Here is a 15,429-nt window from a genome sequence, read left to right as displayed (position 1 = left end):
GGATGGAGCGGCCGGATTTAAAACGTTTCAATACAGCGTGATACGTGACTGTAATCACGAACTCACACGTTGGCAATACTCCACCGGGACGTATGGGTGGTGAATCGCTTCGACAGTCGGCGGGTTTCATAAATCGTTTTACGGCTGGATAGTGCGCGCTGGTAACGCTCACATCGTTCGCTACCGCTGGAGATCCAGCGCGTGCTGGCGGACATCGTTGCCTTGGCGGCGCCGGTGGCCACGACATAGGCGACGGCCATATGGACGAGATCAACTTCGGCACCAAGTGCTGGTTCCAGCCTTGCCACGGCGCGGACCCATGGGGTGCAGGCCGACCCGGAGACCGGCGTCACCGGCTGAACTTCGGCTAGGAGATCTCCGTGCGCGCGACCACCGCGCTGCAGGTGATTTCGCCGGTCGGCTCCATTTTGGACAAGAGCGGTGCCACGTGGATCGTCCGGAAGGGACTCGCCGACACCGGCGGCGCCCACGCCGGGGACGCCGCCGGTGCATATGACGAGGTTAGCCGGGTCGCCGCTCAGCCCTGATCCGGCGCACAGCGACCACCACCGCCACGCCCAGCAGCACCAACGCGATCGGCAACGCCGTGGGCAGCCACGGCCAGGCCCGGCCTTCGAACCCGACACCATCGGCGGGCAGCTCCAGGACCTTCGCGGTCCAGCGCGCGGTCGCGACGTCCGTGCTGCGCGAAAGCGCGCTCACCGCGGTGTTGTAGGCGAAACCGGGCCGGTCGTGGACGTACTCGGGTGCGGGGCCCCCGGTGACCCCGCGCGTCGCACCCGGCACGATCAGCCGGTCGAGGCCGGCGGTGCCGAGGGCCGCCCGCGGCAGGAACGTCAGGCCGTGCCGCGACCGGATCGGGCCGCCGTCGGCACTCACGGCGAGGGTGCGCGAGGACAGTGACTGGCCCTCGGTGTCGAACACCGACGCGAGCTCGATCTCGCCGACGCCGTTCGCGAGCAGCACGCCGATCTCGTCCGGGTTCCAGCGGAAGGCGGCGTTGACGATCGCGGCCGCGTCCGGCATCGACGCCGGTGGGTGCACCGGGACCGCGGTGCCGTAGCGCGTCCAGCCGACCGCCTTCGCGGCGTCGGCCGCCACCGTGCGACCGGCCAGCCGCTCCACCCAGTGCAGCGTTCCGTCGATGCCCGACAGGATCCCGGCCGTGGTGACGACGTCGCCGTCGTCGACGAACCGCTGCCCGCGCACCCAGTGCACGGCCGGGTAGTCGTCGGCGAACGCCTCGAGCTTCAGCCAGTGGGCGGTGGCCGGGCGGCCGTCGAGCAGCCCGGTCGAGGCCAGCACGCCACCGCCGTTGCAGACGCTCAGCAGCTTCGCGCCGCGGGCGGCCTGGGCGCGCAGCCAGTTCTTGACCGGCTCGGTGCTCGGCTCGCCGACGTCCGGGAGCGCGGGCACGACGACGAGGTCCGGCGCCTTCGGGCCGAGCCGGGCGGCGAGGTCGTCGAAGCTCAGGTCGGGGACGAGGTCCAGGCCACCGCTCAGCGGCTTCGGCTCCCGTTTCGGCGCGACGGTGTAGACGTTGAACCGGCCCGTTGCCGCGAGGATCTCGTACGGCGCGAGGGTGTCGGAGACGACGGCCCCGCGGTCGCCGACGACGATCACGGCGGTGGGCTTGGCCGGATCGTGCGCCGCCACCGTCGCGGCGGGCAGTGGCCGGTCCGGCCCGGGGGAGTAAAGCGCGTCGAACGCCGACAGCGCGGAGATCGCCGCGCCGATGCCCGGGACGGCCAGCACGGCGACGACCAAGGCGAACCACTTCAGGACGGTCTTCACGTCAGTGCCAGTACTCGGCGCGGCGCCACACCATGGCGGCGAGCATCAGCGGGAACATGATCACGTGCCCGGCGACCATCAGGGTGCCGCCACTGATCGCATCGAGCCGGAACGGGACGAGCAGCACGACGAACGGCAGGTACATCGCGGCGGCCATCTCGGCGATCCGCGGCCACGAGTGCCGGCGCAGCAGCATCGCCGCGGTCATGGCGACGCTCATGTTCGTGGCCATGACGAGCGCGTCGACGTCCGGGCGTTCCAGCCAGGCCGCCGGCCAGAGCGGGTGGAGCGCGACCATGCCGATGATCATGGCGGCGACCATCTCGGCGTAGTGCCCGGCGAACCGGGCGAGCTTGCGGGGGGTGGTCCGGGTGGTTTCGGTGGTGGTCATGGTTCCCTCCAGGTTTCTCCTGGACGAGAATCCCGGGTGCCGGCCGCGCGGGGACGTGCCGGAAGTCATGACCCGGGTCATGTGACCGCTCAGAGCAGCCCGAGGTCCCGGGCCCGCAGCGCGGCTTGGGTGCGGTCACGGGCGCCGAGCTTCCCCAGCACGTTCGTCACGTGGTTCTTCACCGTGCCCTCGGCGAGGAACAGCTTCGCGGCGATTTCGCGGTTGCTGCGGCCGTCCGCGAGCTGGCGCAGCACGTCGAGCTCCCGCTCGGACAGTGGTGCCACGAGCGGCTGGGGCGCCGGCTCGGGCAGCTCCGCGAACCGCGCGACGACCTTCGCGGCCACCGACGGCTGCAGCACCGACTCGCCCCGCGCGGCCGCCAGCACCGCCTCGATCAACCGGGCCGACGACACGTCCTTGAGCAGGTACCCGACCGCTCCCGCGCGCAGGGCGGCGAAGACGTCTTCGTCGTCGTCGAACGTCGTCAGCGCGATGATCCGGACCTCCGGGTGTTCCCGCCGAAGCCGCCGGGTCGCGGCGATGCCGTCGAGGACCGGCATGCGCAGGTCCATCAGGACGACGTCCGGCGCCAGTGCGGCGGCCTGGCTCAGCGCCTCCTCGCCGTTGCCCGCCTCGCCGGCGACGTCGATGCCGTCGTGCGTCGCCAGCAGGGTGGCGAGGGCTTCGCGGAACAGCGCCTGGTCGTCGACGAGCAGGACGCGGACCGGTGTCATCCCGGAACCTCCATGCTCAGCGCGCTGCCCTCGCCCGGCGCCGAGGTGAAGTCGAGCTTGCCACCCAGCTGCGCGGCCCGTTCCCGCAGCCCCAGCAGCCCGAAGCCGGTCGACGCGCCGCCGTCGCTGCCGGCGCCGTCGTCGCGGACCGACACCCGGACCGCGGTGTCCGCGTAGTCCAGGACCAGGTCGGCGTGGTCGGCGTTCGCGTGCTTGCGGACGTTCGTCAGCCCTTCCTGCGCCGTCCGGAAAAGCGCTTCGCGGTGCTCCTCGGGCAATGGCCGTTCGACGCCGGACACCGTCAGTTCGGCCGGGACACCGGCTTCCGAGACCAGCGCCCGCAACGCGTCCGGCAACGGCGTCGGCCGCGGTTCGCGCAACGCCTTCACCGAGCGGCGCACCTCGGAAAGCGCATTCTCGGCTTGCTCCTGGGCCTTCGCGAGGACGTCGTCGGCCTTGCCCGGGTCGGTCGGCAGCACCGCCCGCGCGGCCTTGACCTGCATCTGCACGACGGTGAGCGAGTGCCCGAGCCCGTCGTGGATGTCCCGCGCGACGCGGTTGCGCTCCTGCGCCGTCGCCAGCCGTTCGGCCTGGGTGGCGTAGTCGCGCAGCTTCTCGTGCGCTTCGGCGAGTTCGCCGCGCGACCGCTGTTCGCGCACCAGCAACTCGGTGATCACGGCCGCGAACACCACCGAGACCAGCGTCCCCAGGCCTTCCCGCAGGCCCGCGCCCAGCGACATCCCGAGGTGCACGAGCGGCACCACGGCGATGACGAGCGCGACCACCGGCAGCGGCAGGCGCAGCAGCACGCACTGGCTGACCAGCACGACGAGGAACAGCGTCGCCCCGACGCCGGCGCTGATCGTGAACGTCACGAAGGCCAGCGGCAGCTGGACGCCGACGTACGCGGCCGGCCACGTCCAGCCTTCGCGGGTGCGCACCCAGCCGAAGCCCGCTGTCGCGAGCACCGTGAAGACCGCGCCGAAAACCAGCGCGAGCACGGGCTCCCCGGACCCGAGGACCCCGAGCACGATCGAGAGGAAGGCGCCGCAGGTCAGCACCCCGAGGGCCCGGTTCATGCGGCCACTCTGGGGCGTCCGGCGCCCGCGGTCAACCGTGCGCTCACACGGCCGCCCGGACTCCGGCCGCTTAGGCTGGGAACGACGGCGAAGCCGAGACGGGAGTCCGACATCGATGTCAGTCCTCTGGGGCGTGTCCTTCGACGCCACTCCGCTTTCCGGCGTCGTGGTCGAGTTCCTCAAGACGGCGCGCCGGTTCGCCGGGCACCGCGTCCACCTCGACCTCGGCTACGACATCAAGGCCGACAAGGGCGCGTTCTTCCGGCCCTACCGCGACGAAGCCGGGCTGCTGCCCGGGTGGGTCACGCTCGACCGCGTCGAAGGCGTCGACGGGATTCGCGGCTACGACCGGGAGTTCGTCGAGCGGGTCCTGCGCGAAGTCGTCCAGCACGGCGACGAGACGTCGCGTCCGGAGATCGATCGGATCGCCGGTGAGCTGGCCGAGAAGATCGTGGCCACCTGGGAACGGCTCGGCGTCACGATGGTGATGGTCGAGAACGGCACGCTGCCGGAGAACCTCGTCTACACCGAAGCGCTCTACCGCGCGATCGACCGCTACGGCACCCGCCATCGCCTGGGCCGGTTCGTGTTCTGGCGCGACCACGACCTGATGTGGCAGAGCGAACCCGGCATCGCCAAGTACGGCCACTTCCCGTACCCTGGCGTCCCCGCGCCGCGGAACTCCCCGCACATCCACTACTTCGCGCTGCACGAGCAGGCGTTGACGAAAACCCTGGAGTGGGTTCCCGGCCTGCGGAACATCGACGTCCTGCCCAACGCGTTCGCCATCGCGCCGGCGGGGGTCCACGAGCGCAACGCGGGTTTCCGCCGTGACCACGGCATTCCCGGCGACGTCCCGCTGCTCGCCCGGATCACGCGGATCATCCCGCAGAAGCGCATCGACCGGGACCTGCACCTGCTCACCCTGCTGCCGGACGCGTGGCTGTTCGTCGCCGGGGACGTCGCCGAGGCGCCCGCGGAGCACGACCGGCTGGTCGCACTGGCCGGGGTGCTCGGCGTCCGCGACCGCGTCGTGTTCGGCGGCTGGCTGACGCCGTACGACACCGCCGTGCCCGGCCGGTACTCGGTGCGCGACCTCCTCGCGCACGCGACGATCGTGTCCTTCTTGACCTCCTATGACTACGAGAGTTACGGCAACCCGGTGAGCGAGGCGATCGCCTCCGGGACGCCGTACATCACCAGCGGCTACGAGCTGTACGACGTCGTCTACGGCCGCAAGGGTTTCCGGGCTCCGGTGCTGGACATCCGGGCCCGCGACCTGCCGGACGCGGCGTTCGCGCGCGAAGTGGCCGAGCTGATCACCGACGAAGGGAAACGGGCGGACGTGGTGCGGGCGAACTCCGAACTCGGGCAGGCGCACTTCGGGACGCGGGTCGTCGACGACCTCGTCGACCGGCTCTACCCGCCACCGATGGCGGCCGGCACGCGGCTCTCCGTCGTGCTGCCCGTCTTCAACGAGGCCGCGAACCTGTCGGAGGTCCTGCGGACGCTGCACGACCAGCGTGACGGCGACGCGCCCCTGGACAAAGGCCGGTACGAGGTCGTGCTGGTCGACAACAACTCGACCGACGACACCGTGGCCGTGGCGCACGCTTTCGCGGCGGCGCAGCCCGATCTCGCGCTGCACGTCATCCACGAGCCCGAGCAGGGCGTGTCGTGCGCGCGGCGGGCGGGCATGGACTTCGCCGCGGCGCGCAGCCGCAACCGGCCGGACACCGACCCGGGGGAGCGGTTCTACCTCGTGTCGGCCGACGCGGACTGCCGCGTCGACCCGCACTGGCTGAGCGAGCTCCTGGACGCGATGGAGACGACCAAGGCGGCCATCGGCGTCTGCGACTACTACTACAACGCTTCGCACTTCGTCGGGCGCCCGAGGCTGTGGGACGCGATCCAGCGGACCCTGCGGTGCCGCGCCGTCACGTTCTCGCTGTTCGGCGGCTTCCCGGACGGCAAGGGCTTCGCCGTCGAGCGCGACGCCTACGAGCGCGCCGGCGGCATCGAGATCTTCTACCAGCTGCGGGACGGGAAGTTCGTCAGCCACCTCTCCGACGACTGGGACTTCGGGATCAAGGTCGCGAGCGGCGGCGACGCGATCACCTACGCGCCGCGCTCGCGCGTCGAGATCAACCCGCGCCGCGTCGACCACGCCATCGACGAGGTGATCGCCGGCCGGGCCTACGGCTCCGACGGCATCATCGTCATGCGCGACATCCGGCCGTCGGTGCCGGCGGTTCCCGGCGACCTGACCGAAGCCGAGGCGCTGCAGGCGTGGGAGTTCTCGATCAAGGACTTCACGCCGAAGAACACGATCCTGCCGGTGCTGCTGACGCCTGCGCTCCTGGAGGACGACGCCGTCATCGCGTTCTTCGGCGCCGATCTGGCGTCCCGGCTCGCGCGGCGGATCGCCGAGATCCGCGTGGAGATGCGCGTCGTCGACTTCACGCCGATCCACGCGTACAAGACGCCGTCGTACCGGCTGTACTTCGAGTTCGCGGACGAGCTGTTCGCCTGCCTGCGCCGGCACGTCGGCGAGGACATCGGCTTCCCGCCGCCACTGCCGCCGTGCCTGGCGGAGATCCCGGCGGACCGGTTCGCGGAGTTCGTCCACTACTACTGCGAGGACCGGGAATCCGGAGAGGCTCACAACTACTTCGGCAACGGAGGGGTGTTCTGATGACTCTCGCCTACGAAGAGGCGATCGGCTCGCTGCACACGCTCGACCCGGCGTGGCCGCGGCCCGCCGTGCTCGACGTCCTCGAGGCACCGGAGAATCGGCACCTCCTGGACTTCGTGCAGGAGGACCCGTTCGGGGCGCACGTGTTCCCGGGCAACGTCCCTGGTTCGCCGGCGGACTTCCTGCGCGACCTGGACGCGCAGCTGGCTTCTTCGCGTCCCATTCATCTCTGGTCGTACATCCCGACGTGTGCCTACCGCTGCCGGTTCTGCCAGTACCCGGTGGTGCTGGTCAAGGGGAAGCCCGAGGTGCAGTACGAAAAGGCGAAGCACTGGGTCGACCTCAACATCGCCGAAGCCCGGCTGTGGCTCGACGCCGTGCCCCACCTGGCCGGCGCCGAAGTGGGGGAGTTCAACGTCTTCGGCGGCACGCCGTCGCTGCTGCCGGAGCCGGAGATCCGCCGGTTGCTGGAGTTCTACCGGTCGGAGTTCGGCTTCACGGCCGACACGACGATCCGGTTCGAGGGCGACCCGAGCACGTTCACCCCGGCCAAGCTCGAGCTCCTGCGGGACTTGGGCTGCACCAAGCTGTCCAGCGGTGTCCAGTCGTTCGACGACCACGTCCTGGAGCTGTGCGGCCGTGAGCACAGCGCTGAAATGTGCGTCGACTTCGTCCGCAACGCCCAGCGGCTGGGCTTCGAGTGGGTCAGCATCGACCTGATGTACGGGCTGCTCGACCAGACCCTGGACAGCGTCCGCCGCGACCTCGACGTCGTGCTGGACAACGAAGTCACGGCCGTGGTCTGCACGAAGCTGCACCTGGCGTCCTACAGCGACACGCGCACCGGCGTCACCGGCGAGAAGCCGGCGGCGTGGCAGCTGCCGTCCTATCGGGACAAGCTGGTGCGCGACGGCCACCGCTGGCCGACGCTCGGCGAGCAGTACCAGATGCGGGAGCTGCTCACCGACGGCCTGCGGGCCGCGGGCTACACCGAACACCCGACGATGTACTTCGCGCGCGCCGGCCTCGGGCCCGAGAAGTGGAAGGCCATCATGGTCGACCAGGACAAGCAGGAGGCCGAGGTGGCGATCGGCCTGGGCGGTTCGTCGAGCTGCCGCGCGTCCGAGGCGATCACCGACGTCAACTCCCGGCGCTACATCGAAACCGTGACGGACGGGCGCATCCCGCTGGGTTCGGCGACGCGGTTCACGCCCGAGGCGCAGGAGGCGCGGGCGGTGAAGATGGCGCTGACGACGTTGCAGCCGGTGCGGGATTCCCTGCACGCGGCGCGGTTCCCGGGGCGTTCGCTGTTCGCGGAACCGTGGCTGGGGAAGTTCCGCTCGCTGGCCGAGCGGGGGCTCGTCGAGCTGCGTCCCGGCGTCGTCGAACTCACCCGGGCGGGGGAGGTGCTGGTCGAAGCGATCATCACCACCGAGCTATAGATCACCACATCGAGTGACACATCGCTCGCGGGGAGCGATCAGGCCAGGCAGCATGGGCTCCGGACGTGACCAGTGTCGAGATCGGAGCCCCGATGAGCCGAACCGTTGCCGGACACGACGAACAGCGGTGGCGGCCGCGGCTCGCCGCAGCGGGCGCCTTGGCCGCGCTCGCTTCGGTGGTCGTCGCCGCCCCCGTTGAAGCCACCGAAGCCGACTACTCCCTCGCCGACACGAACTACGCTGGCACGCAGATCGCGCTGCACGAAGGCGTGGTGCCCGGATCCGCGCGAGCCGACACGACCGACCAGACGCTCGGCCACGACGTCAGCGGGCACCAGGGCGCCGTCGACTGGTCCGCGGCGACGACCGGCGGCGCGAAGTTCACCTACGTCAAGGCGACCGAGGGCACCGGGTTCGTCAACCCGCAGTACAGCCAGCAGTACGACGGCGCGCACGCGGCCGGGCTGATCCGCGGCGCGTACCACTTCGCCCGCCCCGACATCTCGGGCGGCGCGCAGCAGGCGGAGTACTTCATCGCCCACGGCGGCGGCTGGCGGTCCGACGGCAAGACGCTCCCGGGCGCGCTGGACATCGAATACAACCCGTACGGCGACGTCTGCTACGGCAAGAACCCGGCCGACATGACGGCGTGGATCGCCGACTTCACCCGGACGTACCTGGCGAAGGTCAAGCGCAGCGCCCTGATCTACACCAGCACGACGTGGTGGAAGCAGTGCACGGGCAACGCGTCCGGGTTCGGGAACACGAACCCGCTGTGGCTCGCGCGGTACGGCCCGGAGGTCGGGGAGCTCCCGGCGGGCTGGGACAAGCAGAGCATCTGGCAGTTCGCGCGCGGCGGCGGTCTCCCGGGCGACCAGAACTACTACAACGGCCCGTTCGGCCGGGTCGTGGCGCTGGCCGGCGGGGCGGCTTAGCGCTGCCAGGTGCCCTTCAGGTCCGGCCACGGCGGCCGGCGCAGCACGGCGAGCGTGCCGAGGGTCGCCGCGACCAGCCCGGTGCCGACGGCCAGCAGGGCGATGCGCGTCGCGTCGATCGCCGGCTCGAACTTGACCTGACCCTCGCGGATCGCGAACACCCCGGGCGGGTTCGTCACGGTGATGACGGTCGTGCCGTCGGCTGTCTCGTACGGTTCGCCGAAGGTCCGGGGCTCGCCTCGACCCGGTCTCGGCAGGCTTCGCAGCGTCATGTCCGCCGATCGAACCCGGAAACCGGGGCGCTGACAAGAACGGACAAGCTGCTTGCCGGTTTCGTGATCTGCTCCCTACCATCGATCGGATGCGAGCAGCCCATCGGATCGCCGTACTGGCCACGATTTCCGCGGTCGTCGTCGCCTCGGCGCCGGGCGCCGACGGGGCGGGACACGCCTGGTTCACGACGTGGGCGCAGTCCCAGGACGGGCACGCGGACGCGCCCGTGTCCGGCCGGTCGCTGCGCATGATCACCCACCTGAGCCAAGGCGGCGACGGCGTGCGCGTCCGGCTCCAGAACACCTTCGGCACCGGGCCGCTGACCATCGACCACGCCACCGCCGGGCTGAGCACTTCCGGCGCAGCGGTTTCGGGAGTGCGTGACCTGACCTTCTTCGGCCGGTCCGCCGTCACGATCCCGGTCGGCGGCGACGTCTGGAGCGACGAAACCCGGCTCGTGACGCGCCCCGACACGAACCTCGCGGTGAGCATGTTCGTGGCGGGCACGGCCACTCCCGGCCGCCACGGCGCGGCGCTGCGGGACAACTACCTGACCGCGGAGGGTTCGGGCGACCACGCGGCCGATGCCTCCGGCACCGCTTTCACCGCCACGGTCGGCTCGACGTACGTCGTCAGCGCGGTCGACGTGCACAATCCTTCGCTGAAGGGCACGGTCGTCCCGTTCGGCAGCTCGGTCGTCGACGGCATCGGCAGCACCAACTGCGGCCCCGGCTGCACCCAGCTCGGCGCGGACCGGCGCTGGACCGACGACCTGGCGCGCCGGATCGTCGCGGAGGCGCCGGCTTCGGCCCAGCTGGCCGTGGCCAACGCCGGCGTCTCGGGCACGACCAGTGCCCGGTCGTGCCCCGGAATGCCGCCGTCGGTCGCGGGCCTGGACGCCGCGAGCCGCCTCGACCGGGACGTTCTGGCGCTGCACGGCGTCAAGTCGGTGATCTACTACTACGGGACGAACGACCTGGCGTACGGCTGCGACGCGGAGACGATCCTGGCCAGCTACCGCGAAGTCTTCCAGCGGCTGCGAGAAGCCGGGATCGCCGTGTACGTCACGCCGAGCACGCCCCGCCCGGGCTACAACGACGCGGCGAACCTGGCGCGCCACGAGATCGGGCTGTTCGTGTCCCGCTGGTCGACCTGCGGCGGCGCCTGTTCCGGCGTCATCGACTTCGACCAGGTGCTGAAAGATCCGCTGAAACCGAACAGCATCCTGCCGGCGTACGACAACGGCGACGGAATCCACGCGAACGTGGCGGGCCAGCAGGCCTTGGCGGACTTCATCTCCGTGCCGGCGCTCGCTCGATAGGGGCCGGTTCTTCACACGATGGCGTGACCGCGCGAGTCGGAACGGCCGGAGTGTGCCCAGGGGTCACCACAGTACGTCCGGTGATGAACAACTCGATGGACGACGCGGGCTGCTGCCTGCTGTCCGTGGCCTGGAACGTCGCCCCGCTGACCGAAGGGCGGCCGGAGTCCCGGCGCGGGGATCTGCGCCGCACCGTCGTCGCGGTGTGCCGCACCGCCGGGCACGGCGCCCGCGACTGGGCCACGCGCAACGGGACCGGCGCCGAGGCCGAGTACCGGCCGTTCCTGCAGCTCGCCGACGTCGCCTACGAGATCGCCACGTTGCTGCAGCTGGTCGAGGACTTCCTGGTGCCCGACCTCGGACGTGAGCACCGCCGCTGGGCCGAGATCGAGGAGCTGACCGCGCGGATGACGGAGCTCGCCGAGTGGACGTCGGGGTTCTTGAGCTTGTCAGGCTCGTCCTTACACGCGTAAGGTCACTCCTGACAAGGAGGTCGGGATGGCTGTCATCGCAAGGTGTTCGTTCTGCGCGAAGCCGAACACGGAGGTGGACACGCTCGTCGGCGGTCCGGGGGTGTTCATCTGCGACGGGTGCGTCCAGCTGTGCGTCTCGGTGATCGACGGCAAGCCGTCGGACGCGCCGATGATCGCGCCGTGGGAGCACGACCTGCCGCTCGAGCAGGTGCTGCACAACCTCGGCCCGGTCGCGGCGGCGACCACGCAGGTGCAGCAGAACCTGGCCGCGTGGGTCGGCAAGGCGCGCACCCTGGGCGGCACGTGGGCGCAGATCGGCGAGGCGCTGGGGATGACCCGCCAGTCGGCGTGGGAGCGCTTCGGTTCGGCTACGGCTTGACGCCGACACCCGCGTAGAGGCCGTCCTCTTCGGGATCGACGACGGCGGCGAGCCGGTCCGGCCGCCAGTTCGCGGACGTGGTGAGCCCGGGTTCGACGAGCTCGAAGCCGTCGAACAGGGCCAGCACCTCGGCCCGCGAGCGCGGGTAGATGTGGTCCTGCGTCGACCGCATGGTCTCGGCGATCTTGGGATCGCGCAGGACGGCGTAGTCGTTGGTGAGGTGGGTGAGCGCGAGGTGGCTGCCGGACGCGAGCGCGTCGCGATAGGTCCCGAAGACACCCCGCACGTCCGGCAGGTAGTGCCCGAGGGTGATGGCCAGCAGCCCGACGGGCTGGCTGAGATCAAGCAGCTTCCGCACGGACTCGGAGCCGAGAACGGCGTCGGTATCGGTGGCATCGGCCTCGAAGGCCTCGGCGTTCGGATTGTCCTTGAGCAGCATGAGACTGTGCGCGACGGCAACGGGTTCATAGTCGACGTAGACGACCTTCGCCCGCGGATCGACAGCCTGGGCGACCTCGTGCACGTTGCCGACGGTCGGAATCCCGGACCCGAGGTCGAGGAACTGCCGGATGCCTTGGTCGAGCATGAACCGCACAACGCGCCGCAGGAAGGCCCGGTTCCGCCGGGCAACACTGGCAACCTGCGGCTGAATGGCCTCGAGTTTCGCCGCAACAGCCCGATCGGCGGCGAGGTTGTGAGCCCCACCGAGCAGGTAGTCGTAGATCCGAGCGGCACTGGGCCGCGAAAGGTCGGCATCGGGCGGGATCCAGTCCGCGCCCTCCTGATCGGTCATCGCATCCCCCTCGAATCGGCTGGGCCTACCTTAGCGGGAATGCTCGTTACGAGTTGCCGGACAGCTTGGCGGCGTGAGCCCGGAGGGCGCGGTAGTAGTCGTCCAGCTTCGCGGCGTCCATCTCGATCTTCACGTCGAAGGTGAGGTTCACGTCCTCGCCTGCGAGGAGGCTTCCGGTGAGTCCGTCCATTTGCCGGAGGAAGTCTTCGACGAATCCGTGGAGCCGCTGGATCGGCGAGTCGGCGAGCCGCGCTTCGACCGTGGCGATGTGCTGTATCGAGTCGTTTTCGAACCCGGTCGCCCGGATCCCGGCGGCCCAGCCGAGCAACTCGCCGTAGATCGCGGTCAGCCGGTTCGCCAGGTGGATGATCCGCTCCGGATCGCCCGCTTCACCGGGCTTCCCGAAGGCCGCGGTCTGCGCGTCATCCGACAACACGCGCTCGAGGTTGGCGGCGATCGTGCTGACCGAGGTCAGCTTGCTCCCCAGCCACGACAGCCCGTCGTCCTCGAGGACCACCTGCCCGTTGTGCGGCGCGTATTCGATGAGGTGGTCCCGGTACCTGTCTTCGAGGTCGGCGATTCCTCGGTGGAGGAGCCCGCCGTACAGGAGGAACTCCCAGCCAGGAGGCCGTTCGCCGAGGACGACAGCGATGGCTTCCGGCGTCCGGGGCGCCCGATGCCGGGGGCGCCGGAGAACCCGGCGTCGACGTAACCGACGGTGGACAGGAGTCCTGGCAGCTCCGAATCGTCGATGCGCACCGGAAGAATGTAGGAAGCGGCCTGCTGGAAGGCGCGGTCCTGCGCTGCTTTCCGTTCGTAGGTCGTCCACTTCTTGGCGACGTAGTGGCTCGAGATGAAGAGAACGGCATAACGCGCGTGACGGCTGTAGATCGACTGAAGGAAGTCGACGAGGTTTTCTCCCCACATCTCAGCAGTGCTGTCTTCGTCGAAGAAGACCTTTACGTCATGCTGTTTGAGGCCGTTCACCACGTCCTTGACAAGCTTCCGATCCTCGCCGGCGAACGACACGGCGATGTCGTAGTCGTAAGTCTCGATGTCCGTCATGCGTGGTCACCCCGCGAGTCCCCTTCGGCGCACCCACCTTAGCGGCTTTCGGCCGTAAGCCGGTCGGCCCCCCAGCTGCGCTCGACGTACCCGACAATCCGCGTAACGTCCTCAGCCGGCACCTTCTCCGGCAACCCGCGCTCAAGCGGATCGACGTGGAAGATGTAAAGCCGCGAAGCGAACTGGTCGAAAGGCAGCGAAGCCTCACCGAACCGCTCGCCGTTCCCCGCGGTGGAGACGACGACGCCGTCGCCCCAGTCCTGGCCGCTGTCGTTGTTGGGGTTGAAGAAGTACACCCGCATGACGTCGTGGGGGTCCGGGGCGGCCCGCAGGATCGTGATCGCGTGCCAGCCGACGTAACGCGCCGCGCTGTCGGTGACCGCGACCCCGGCCGGCTGCGGGTGGATCAGCGGCTGCCCGCCGTTGTAGGACGGGTGGTAGCTCGCGTGGAAGTACCGGTAGAAGTCGTCGAGGTCGATCAGCTGCCCGGTGGCGACGTCGACGTTGATCCGGAAGCCGCGGGCGGTCCACCAGCCGTGGAACTCCGGGTTGACCCACCGGTGCGGGTCCCCGGGCCGGTCGGCGCAGCGGCGTCCCATCTCGGCGTAGATCCGGTCCAGGTGCGGCACCACGAGCAGCGACACGGGATCCAGGTCCGCCGGCGGCGTGGCCGCCAGCCCGGCGACGGCGTCCTTCGACGAGATCGGCTGCCCCTCGAAGTGCATGATGACCTCGTCGTCGCGGGCGGCCCAGGCGACGATCTGCAGCAGGTAGTCCGGGTCGTTGTACGCCCACATCGACAACGCGCGCGCCGACTGGCACGTCGGGTTGTCGCCCTGCCCGACACCGAGCGGCAGGCCCAGCATCGACAGCACCCCGGCGACGAGCCGCGCCGCCGGTCCCGGCTGGTCGCCGAACACCGTCGTCAGCCGTTCGCGCGCGGCCGGCGCGAGTTCCAGCGCCAGCTGGCGCCACAGCGCGGGCACCACCGGCGGCTCGTAGAGGATGCCGCGGTCGAGCAGCAGTGCGAGCCCGTAGATGCACTGCGCGGTCTGCGGGTGCACCGCCACCTCGATCAGCCGGTGCACGAGGTCGCGGTAGCGCAGCAGGCAGTTCCGGCCGGTGTCGGACAGGCCGAGTGCCTCGCCGAGCAGGTAGTCGCTCTCGTAGCGCAGGAACCGCAGCAGCTCCGCGTGGTACGGCGACACGAGGCCCGTGTCGTGCATCGCCCGGGCGAACCCGGTGGCCTCGTACTGCAGGCCGACGGTGTCCATCGCCTCCAGCCGCGAGCGGAAGACGTCGACACCGGGATCCTCCCGGCACGCTTCGGTGGTGCCGAACAGGCTGGTGATGAGCCGGTCGAGGCCCTGGCCGGACGACGCTCCCAGCGCGACGTCCGGATCGCCGCGGTAGACCGCGATCCGGGTGATCAGCGACTGCACCTGGTCGACCTGGATCGGGCGCTGGCGCAGGATCCGCCAGATCTCGTCGACCAGCTCGTCCAGGACGCTGTCGTAGCCGACCTCGTCGGCGATGTGCCGGAACAGGTCCCGGATCAGCTGCGCGGTCCGGCCCTGCCGGACCCGCTCCGCCTCGGTGGGCGGCGTGAACAGCAGCTCCAGGTTCATCGCGAGGACCTGCGACAGGAACTGGCGGGCGTCGTCGGCCGACAGCGTCGGGTGCGGGAAGTCGCCGCGGGCGACCGCGAGCATCCGCAGCTCGCTGGTCGCCTCGATCACGACGGTGTCCGCGTTGTCGCTGCGCAGCCCCGGCCCGACCAGCGACGGCACGAGGATCTCCGGCGTGGCCCAGTCCGTGCCCAGGAACAGGCCGGCCTCCTCGATGGCCTGCGCCCTGGCCTGGATCGCCGCGGGACCGCCCGGCAGCAGCAGGACCCGCCGCAGCGCCTCCAGGACGCGCCGCAGTTTCGTGTGCTTGCCGAAGTCACGGGTCTCGGCCATCGCCCGGACGGCGTCGTCGAGCGCGGCCATGCGCTTGTCCAGCGTCACGAGGTTCCCCAAGTTTCGGTCCACA

18 protein-coding genes are annotated in these 15,429 nt (G+C 70.2%); 8 read left to right on the top strand and 10 right to left on the bottom strand.

The window, feature by feature from the left end:
* Positions 1–62 precede the first annotated feature (62 nt).
* A complete protein-coding gene (locus ACZ7OU_RS33450) occupies positions 63–308 on the bottom strand; it encodes a hypothetical protein (protein WP_470259049.1) in 246 nt (81 codons plus the stop codon).
* On the opposite strand from ACZ7OU_RS33450, the gene ACZ7OU_RS33445 reads away from it, so the two are divergent.
* Both ACZ7OU_RS33445 and ACZ7OU_RS33440 read left to right on the top strand, forming a co-directional pair.
* Positions 261–371 (top strand): hypothetical protein, encoded by a 111-nt coding sequence (locus tag ACZ7OU_RS33445; RefSeq protein ID WP_470258281.1) that lies wholly within the window; start codon positions 261–263, stop codon positions 369–371. The two genes, ACZ7OU_RS33450 and ACZ7OU_RS33445, sit on opposite strands and share 48 nt — an antisense overlap.
* 9 nt (positions 372–380) lie before the next feature.
* Positions 381–548 (top strand): hypothetical protein, encoded by a 168-nt coding sequence (locus tag ACZ7OU_RS33440; RefSeq protein WP_470258280.1) that lies wholly within the window; start codon positions 381–383, stop codon positions 546–548.
* Here ACZ7OU_RS33440 and ACZ7OU_RS33435 read toward each other — a convergent pair.
* The 4 genes from ACZ7OU_RS33435 to ACZ7OU_RS33420 form a co-directional block, all read right to left on the bottom strand.
* The gene (locus ACZ7OU_RS33435) at positions 523–1,815 is read right to left on the bottom strand and encodes a DJ-1/PfpI family protein (protein WP_470258279.1); all 1,293 of its coding nucleotides are present in this window, start codon (positions 1,813–1,815) and stop codon (positions 523–525) included. The genes ACZ7OU_RS33440 and ACZ7OU_RS33435 overlap by 26 nt on opposite strands.
* 1 nt (position 1,816) lies before the next feature.
* A complete protein-coding gene (locus tag ACZ7OU_RS33430) occupies positions 1,817–2,206 on the bottom strand; it encodes a hypothetical protein (RefSeq protein ID WP_470258278.1) in 390 nt (129 codons plus the stop codon).
* An 89-nt stretch (positions 2,207–2,295) separates the two neighbouring features.
* A complete protein-coding gene (locus ACZ7OU_RS33425) occupies positions 2,296–2,940 on the bottom strand; it encodes a response regulator (protein ID WP_470244425.1) in 645 nt (214 codons plus the stop codon).
* Positions 2,937–4,019, bottom strand: coding sequence for a sensor histidine kinase (locus tag ACZ7OU_RS33420; protein ID WP_470258277.1), 1,083 nt, complete (start codon positions 4,017–4,019; stop codon positions 2,937–2,939). The genes ACZ7OU_RS33425 and ACZ7OU_RS33420 overlap by 4 nt, the downstream gene beginning before the upstream one ends.
* Positions 4,020–4,134: 115 nt before the next feature.
* Between ACZ7OU_RS33420 and ACZ7OU_RS33415 the strand changes: the two genes are divergently transcribed.
* The 3 genes from ACZ7OU_RS33415 to ACZ7OU_RS33405 all read left to right on the top strand — a co-directional run bounded on the left by ACZ7OU_RS33415 (position 4,135) and on the right by ACZ7OU_RS33405 (position 9,091).
* Positions 4,135–6,714 (top strand): glycosyltransferase, encoded by a 2,580-nt coding sequence (locus ACZ7OU_RS33415; protein ID WP_470258276.1) that lies wholly within the window; start codon positions 4,135–4,137, stop codon positions 6,712–6,714.
* The gene (locus tag ACZ7OU_RS33410) at positions 6,714–8,156 is read left to right on the top strand and encodes a radical SAM protein (protein WP_470258275.1); all 1,443 of its coding nucleotides are present in this window, start codon (positions 6,714–6,716) and stop codon (positions 8,154–8,156) included. Before ACZ7OU_RS33415 ends, ACZ7OU_RS33410 begins: the two co-directional genes overlap by 1 nt.
* A 92-nt stretch (positions 8,157–8,248) precedes the next feature.
* On the top strand, positions 8,249–9,091 hold the full coding sequence (locus tag ACZ7OU_RS33405; protein WP_470244421.1) for a lysozyme: 843 nt from the start codon (positions 8,249–8,251) through the stop codon (positions 9,089–9,091).
* Here the strand turns inward: ACZ7OU_RS33405 and ACZ7OU_RS33400 are convergent.
* Positions 9,088–9,363 (bottom strand): hypothetical protein, encoded by a 276-nt coding sequence (locus ACZ7OU_RS33400; protein ID WP_470244420.1) that lies wholly within the window; start codon positions 9,361–9,363, stop codon positions 9,088–9,090. The genes ACZ7OU_RS33405 and ACZ7OU_RS33400 overlap by 4 nt on opposite strands.
* A gap of 89 nt (positions 9,364–9,452) precedes the next feature.
* Here ACZ7OU_RS33400 and ACZ7OU_RS33395 point away from each other — a divergent pair, with 89 nt between their 5' ends.
* From ACZ7OU_RS33395 to ACZ7OU_RS33385, 3 genes are all read left to right on the top strand, one after another.
* A complete protein-coding gene (locus ACZ7OU_RS33395) occupies positions 9,453–10,685 on the top strand; it encodes a GDSL-type esterase/lipase family protein (protein WP_470258274.1) in 1,233 nt (410 codons plus the stop codon).
* A gap of 83 nt (positions 10,686–10,768) precedes the next feature.
* Positions 10,769–11,158, top strand: coding sequence for a hypothetical protein (locus ACZ7OU_RS33390; RefSeq protein WP_470259022.1), 390 nt, complete (start codon positions 10,769–10,771; stop codon positions 11,156–11,158).
* 25 nt (positions 11,159–11,183) lie between these two features.
* Complete coding sequence (locus ACZ7OU_RS33385) at positions 11,184–11,537, top strand: ClpX C4-type zinc finger protein (RefSeq protein ID WP_470258273.1); 354 nt, start codon at positions 11,184–11,186, stop codon at positions 11,535–11,537.
* Here ACZ7OU_RS33385 and ACZ7OU_RS33380 read toward each other — a convergent pair.
* Genes ACZ7OU_RS33380 through ACZ7OU_RS33365 form a run of 4 tightly spaced genes read right to left on the bottom strand, consistent with a single transcriptional unit; the run spans position 11,527 to position 15,416 of the window.
* Positions 11,527–12,330 carry an SAM-dependent methyltransferase gene (locus ACZ7OU_RS33380; protein ID WP_470244417.1) on the bottom strand — a complete coding sequence of 268 codons (804 nt, stop codon included), beginning with the start codon at positions 12,328–12,330 and terminating at the stop codon, positions 11,527–11,529. The two genes, ACZ7OU_RS33385 and ACZ7OU_RS33380, sit on opposite strands and share 11 nt — an antisense overlap.
* A 46-nt stretch (positions 12,331–12,376) precedes the next feature.
* Complete coding sequence (locus ACZ7OU_RS33375) at positions 12,377–12,847, bottom strand: hypothetical protein (protein ID WP_470258272.1); 471 nt, start codon at positions 12,845–12,847, stop codon at positions 12,377–12,379.
* Positions 12,802–13,395: a TIR domain-containing protein gene (locus tag ACZ7OU_RS33370; protein WP_470258271.1), complete on the bottom strand. Its 594-nt coding sequence runs from the start codon at positions 13,393–13,395 to the stop codon at positions 12,802–12,804. The genes ACZ7OU_RS33375 and ACZ7OU_RS33370 overlap by 46 nt, the downstream gene beginning before the upstream one ends.
* Positions 13,396–13,433: 38 nt before the next feature.
* Positions 13,434–15,416, bottom strand: a complete 1,983-nt coding sequence (locus tag ACZ7OU_RS33365) for a hypothetical protein (protein WP_470258270.1) — start codon at positions 15,414–15,416, stop codon at positions 13,434–13,436.
* Positions 15,417–15,429 lie beyond the last annotated feature (13 nt).

The organism is Amycolatopsis sp. NPDC114505 (assembly GCF_055633615.1).
This window is presented reverse-complemented; position numbering and strand designations above follow the sequence as displayed.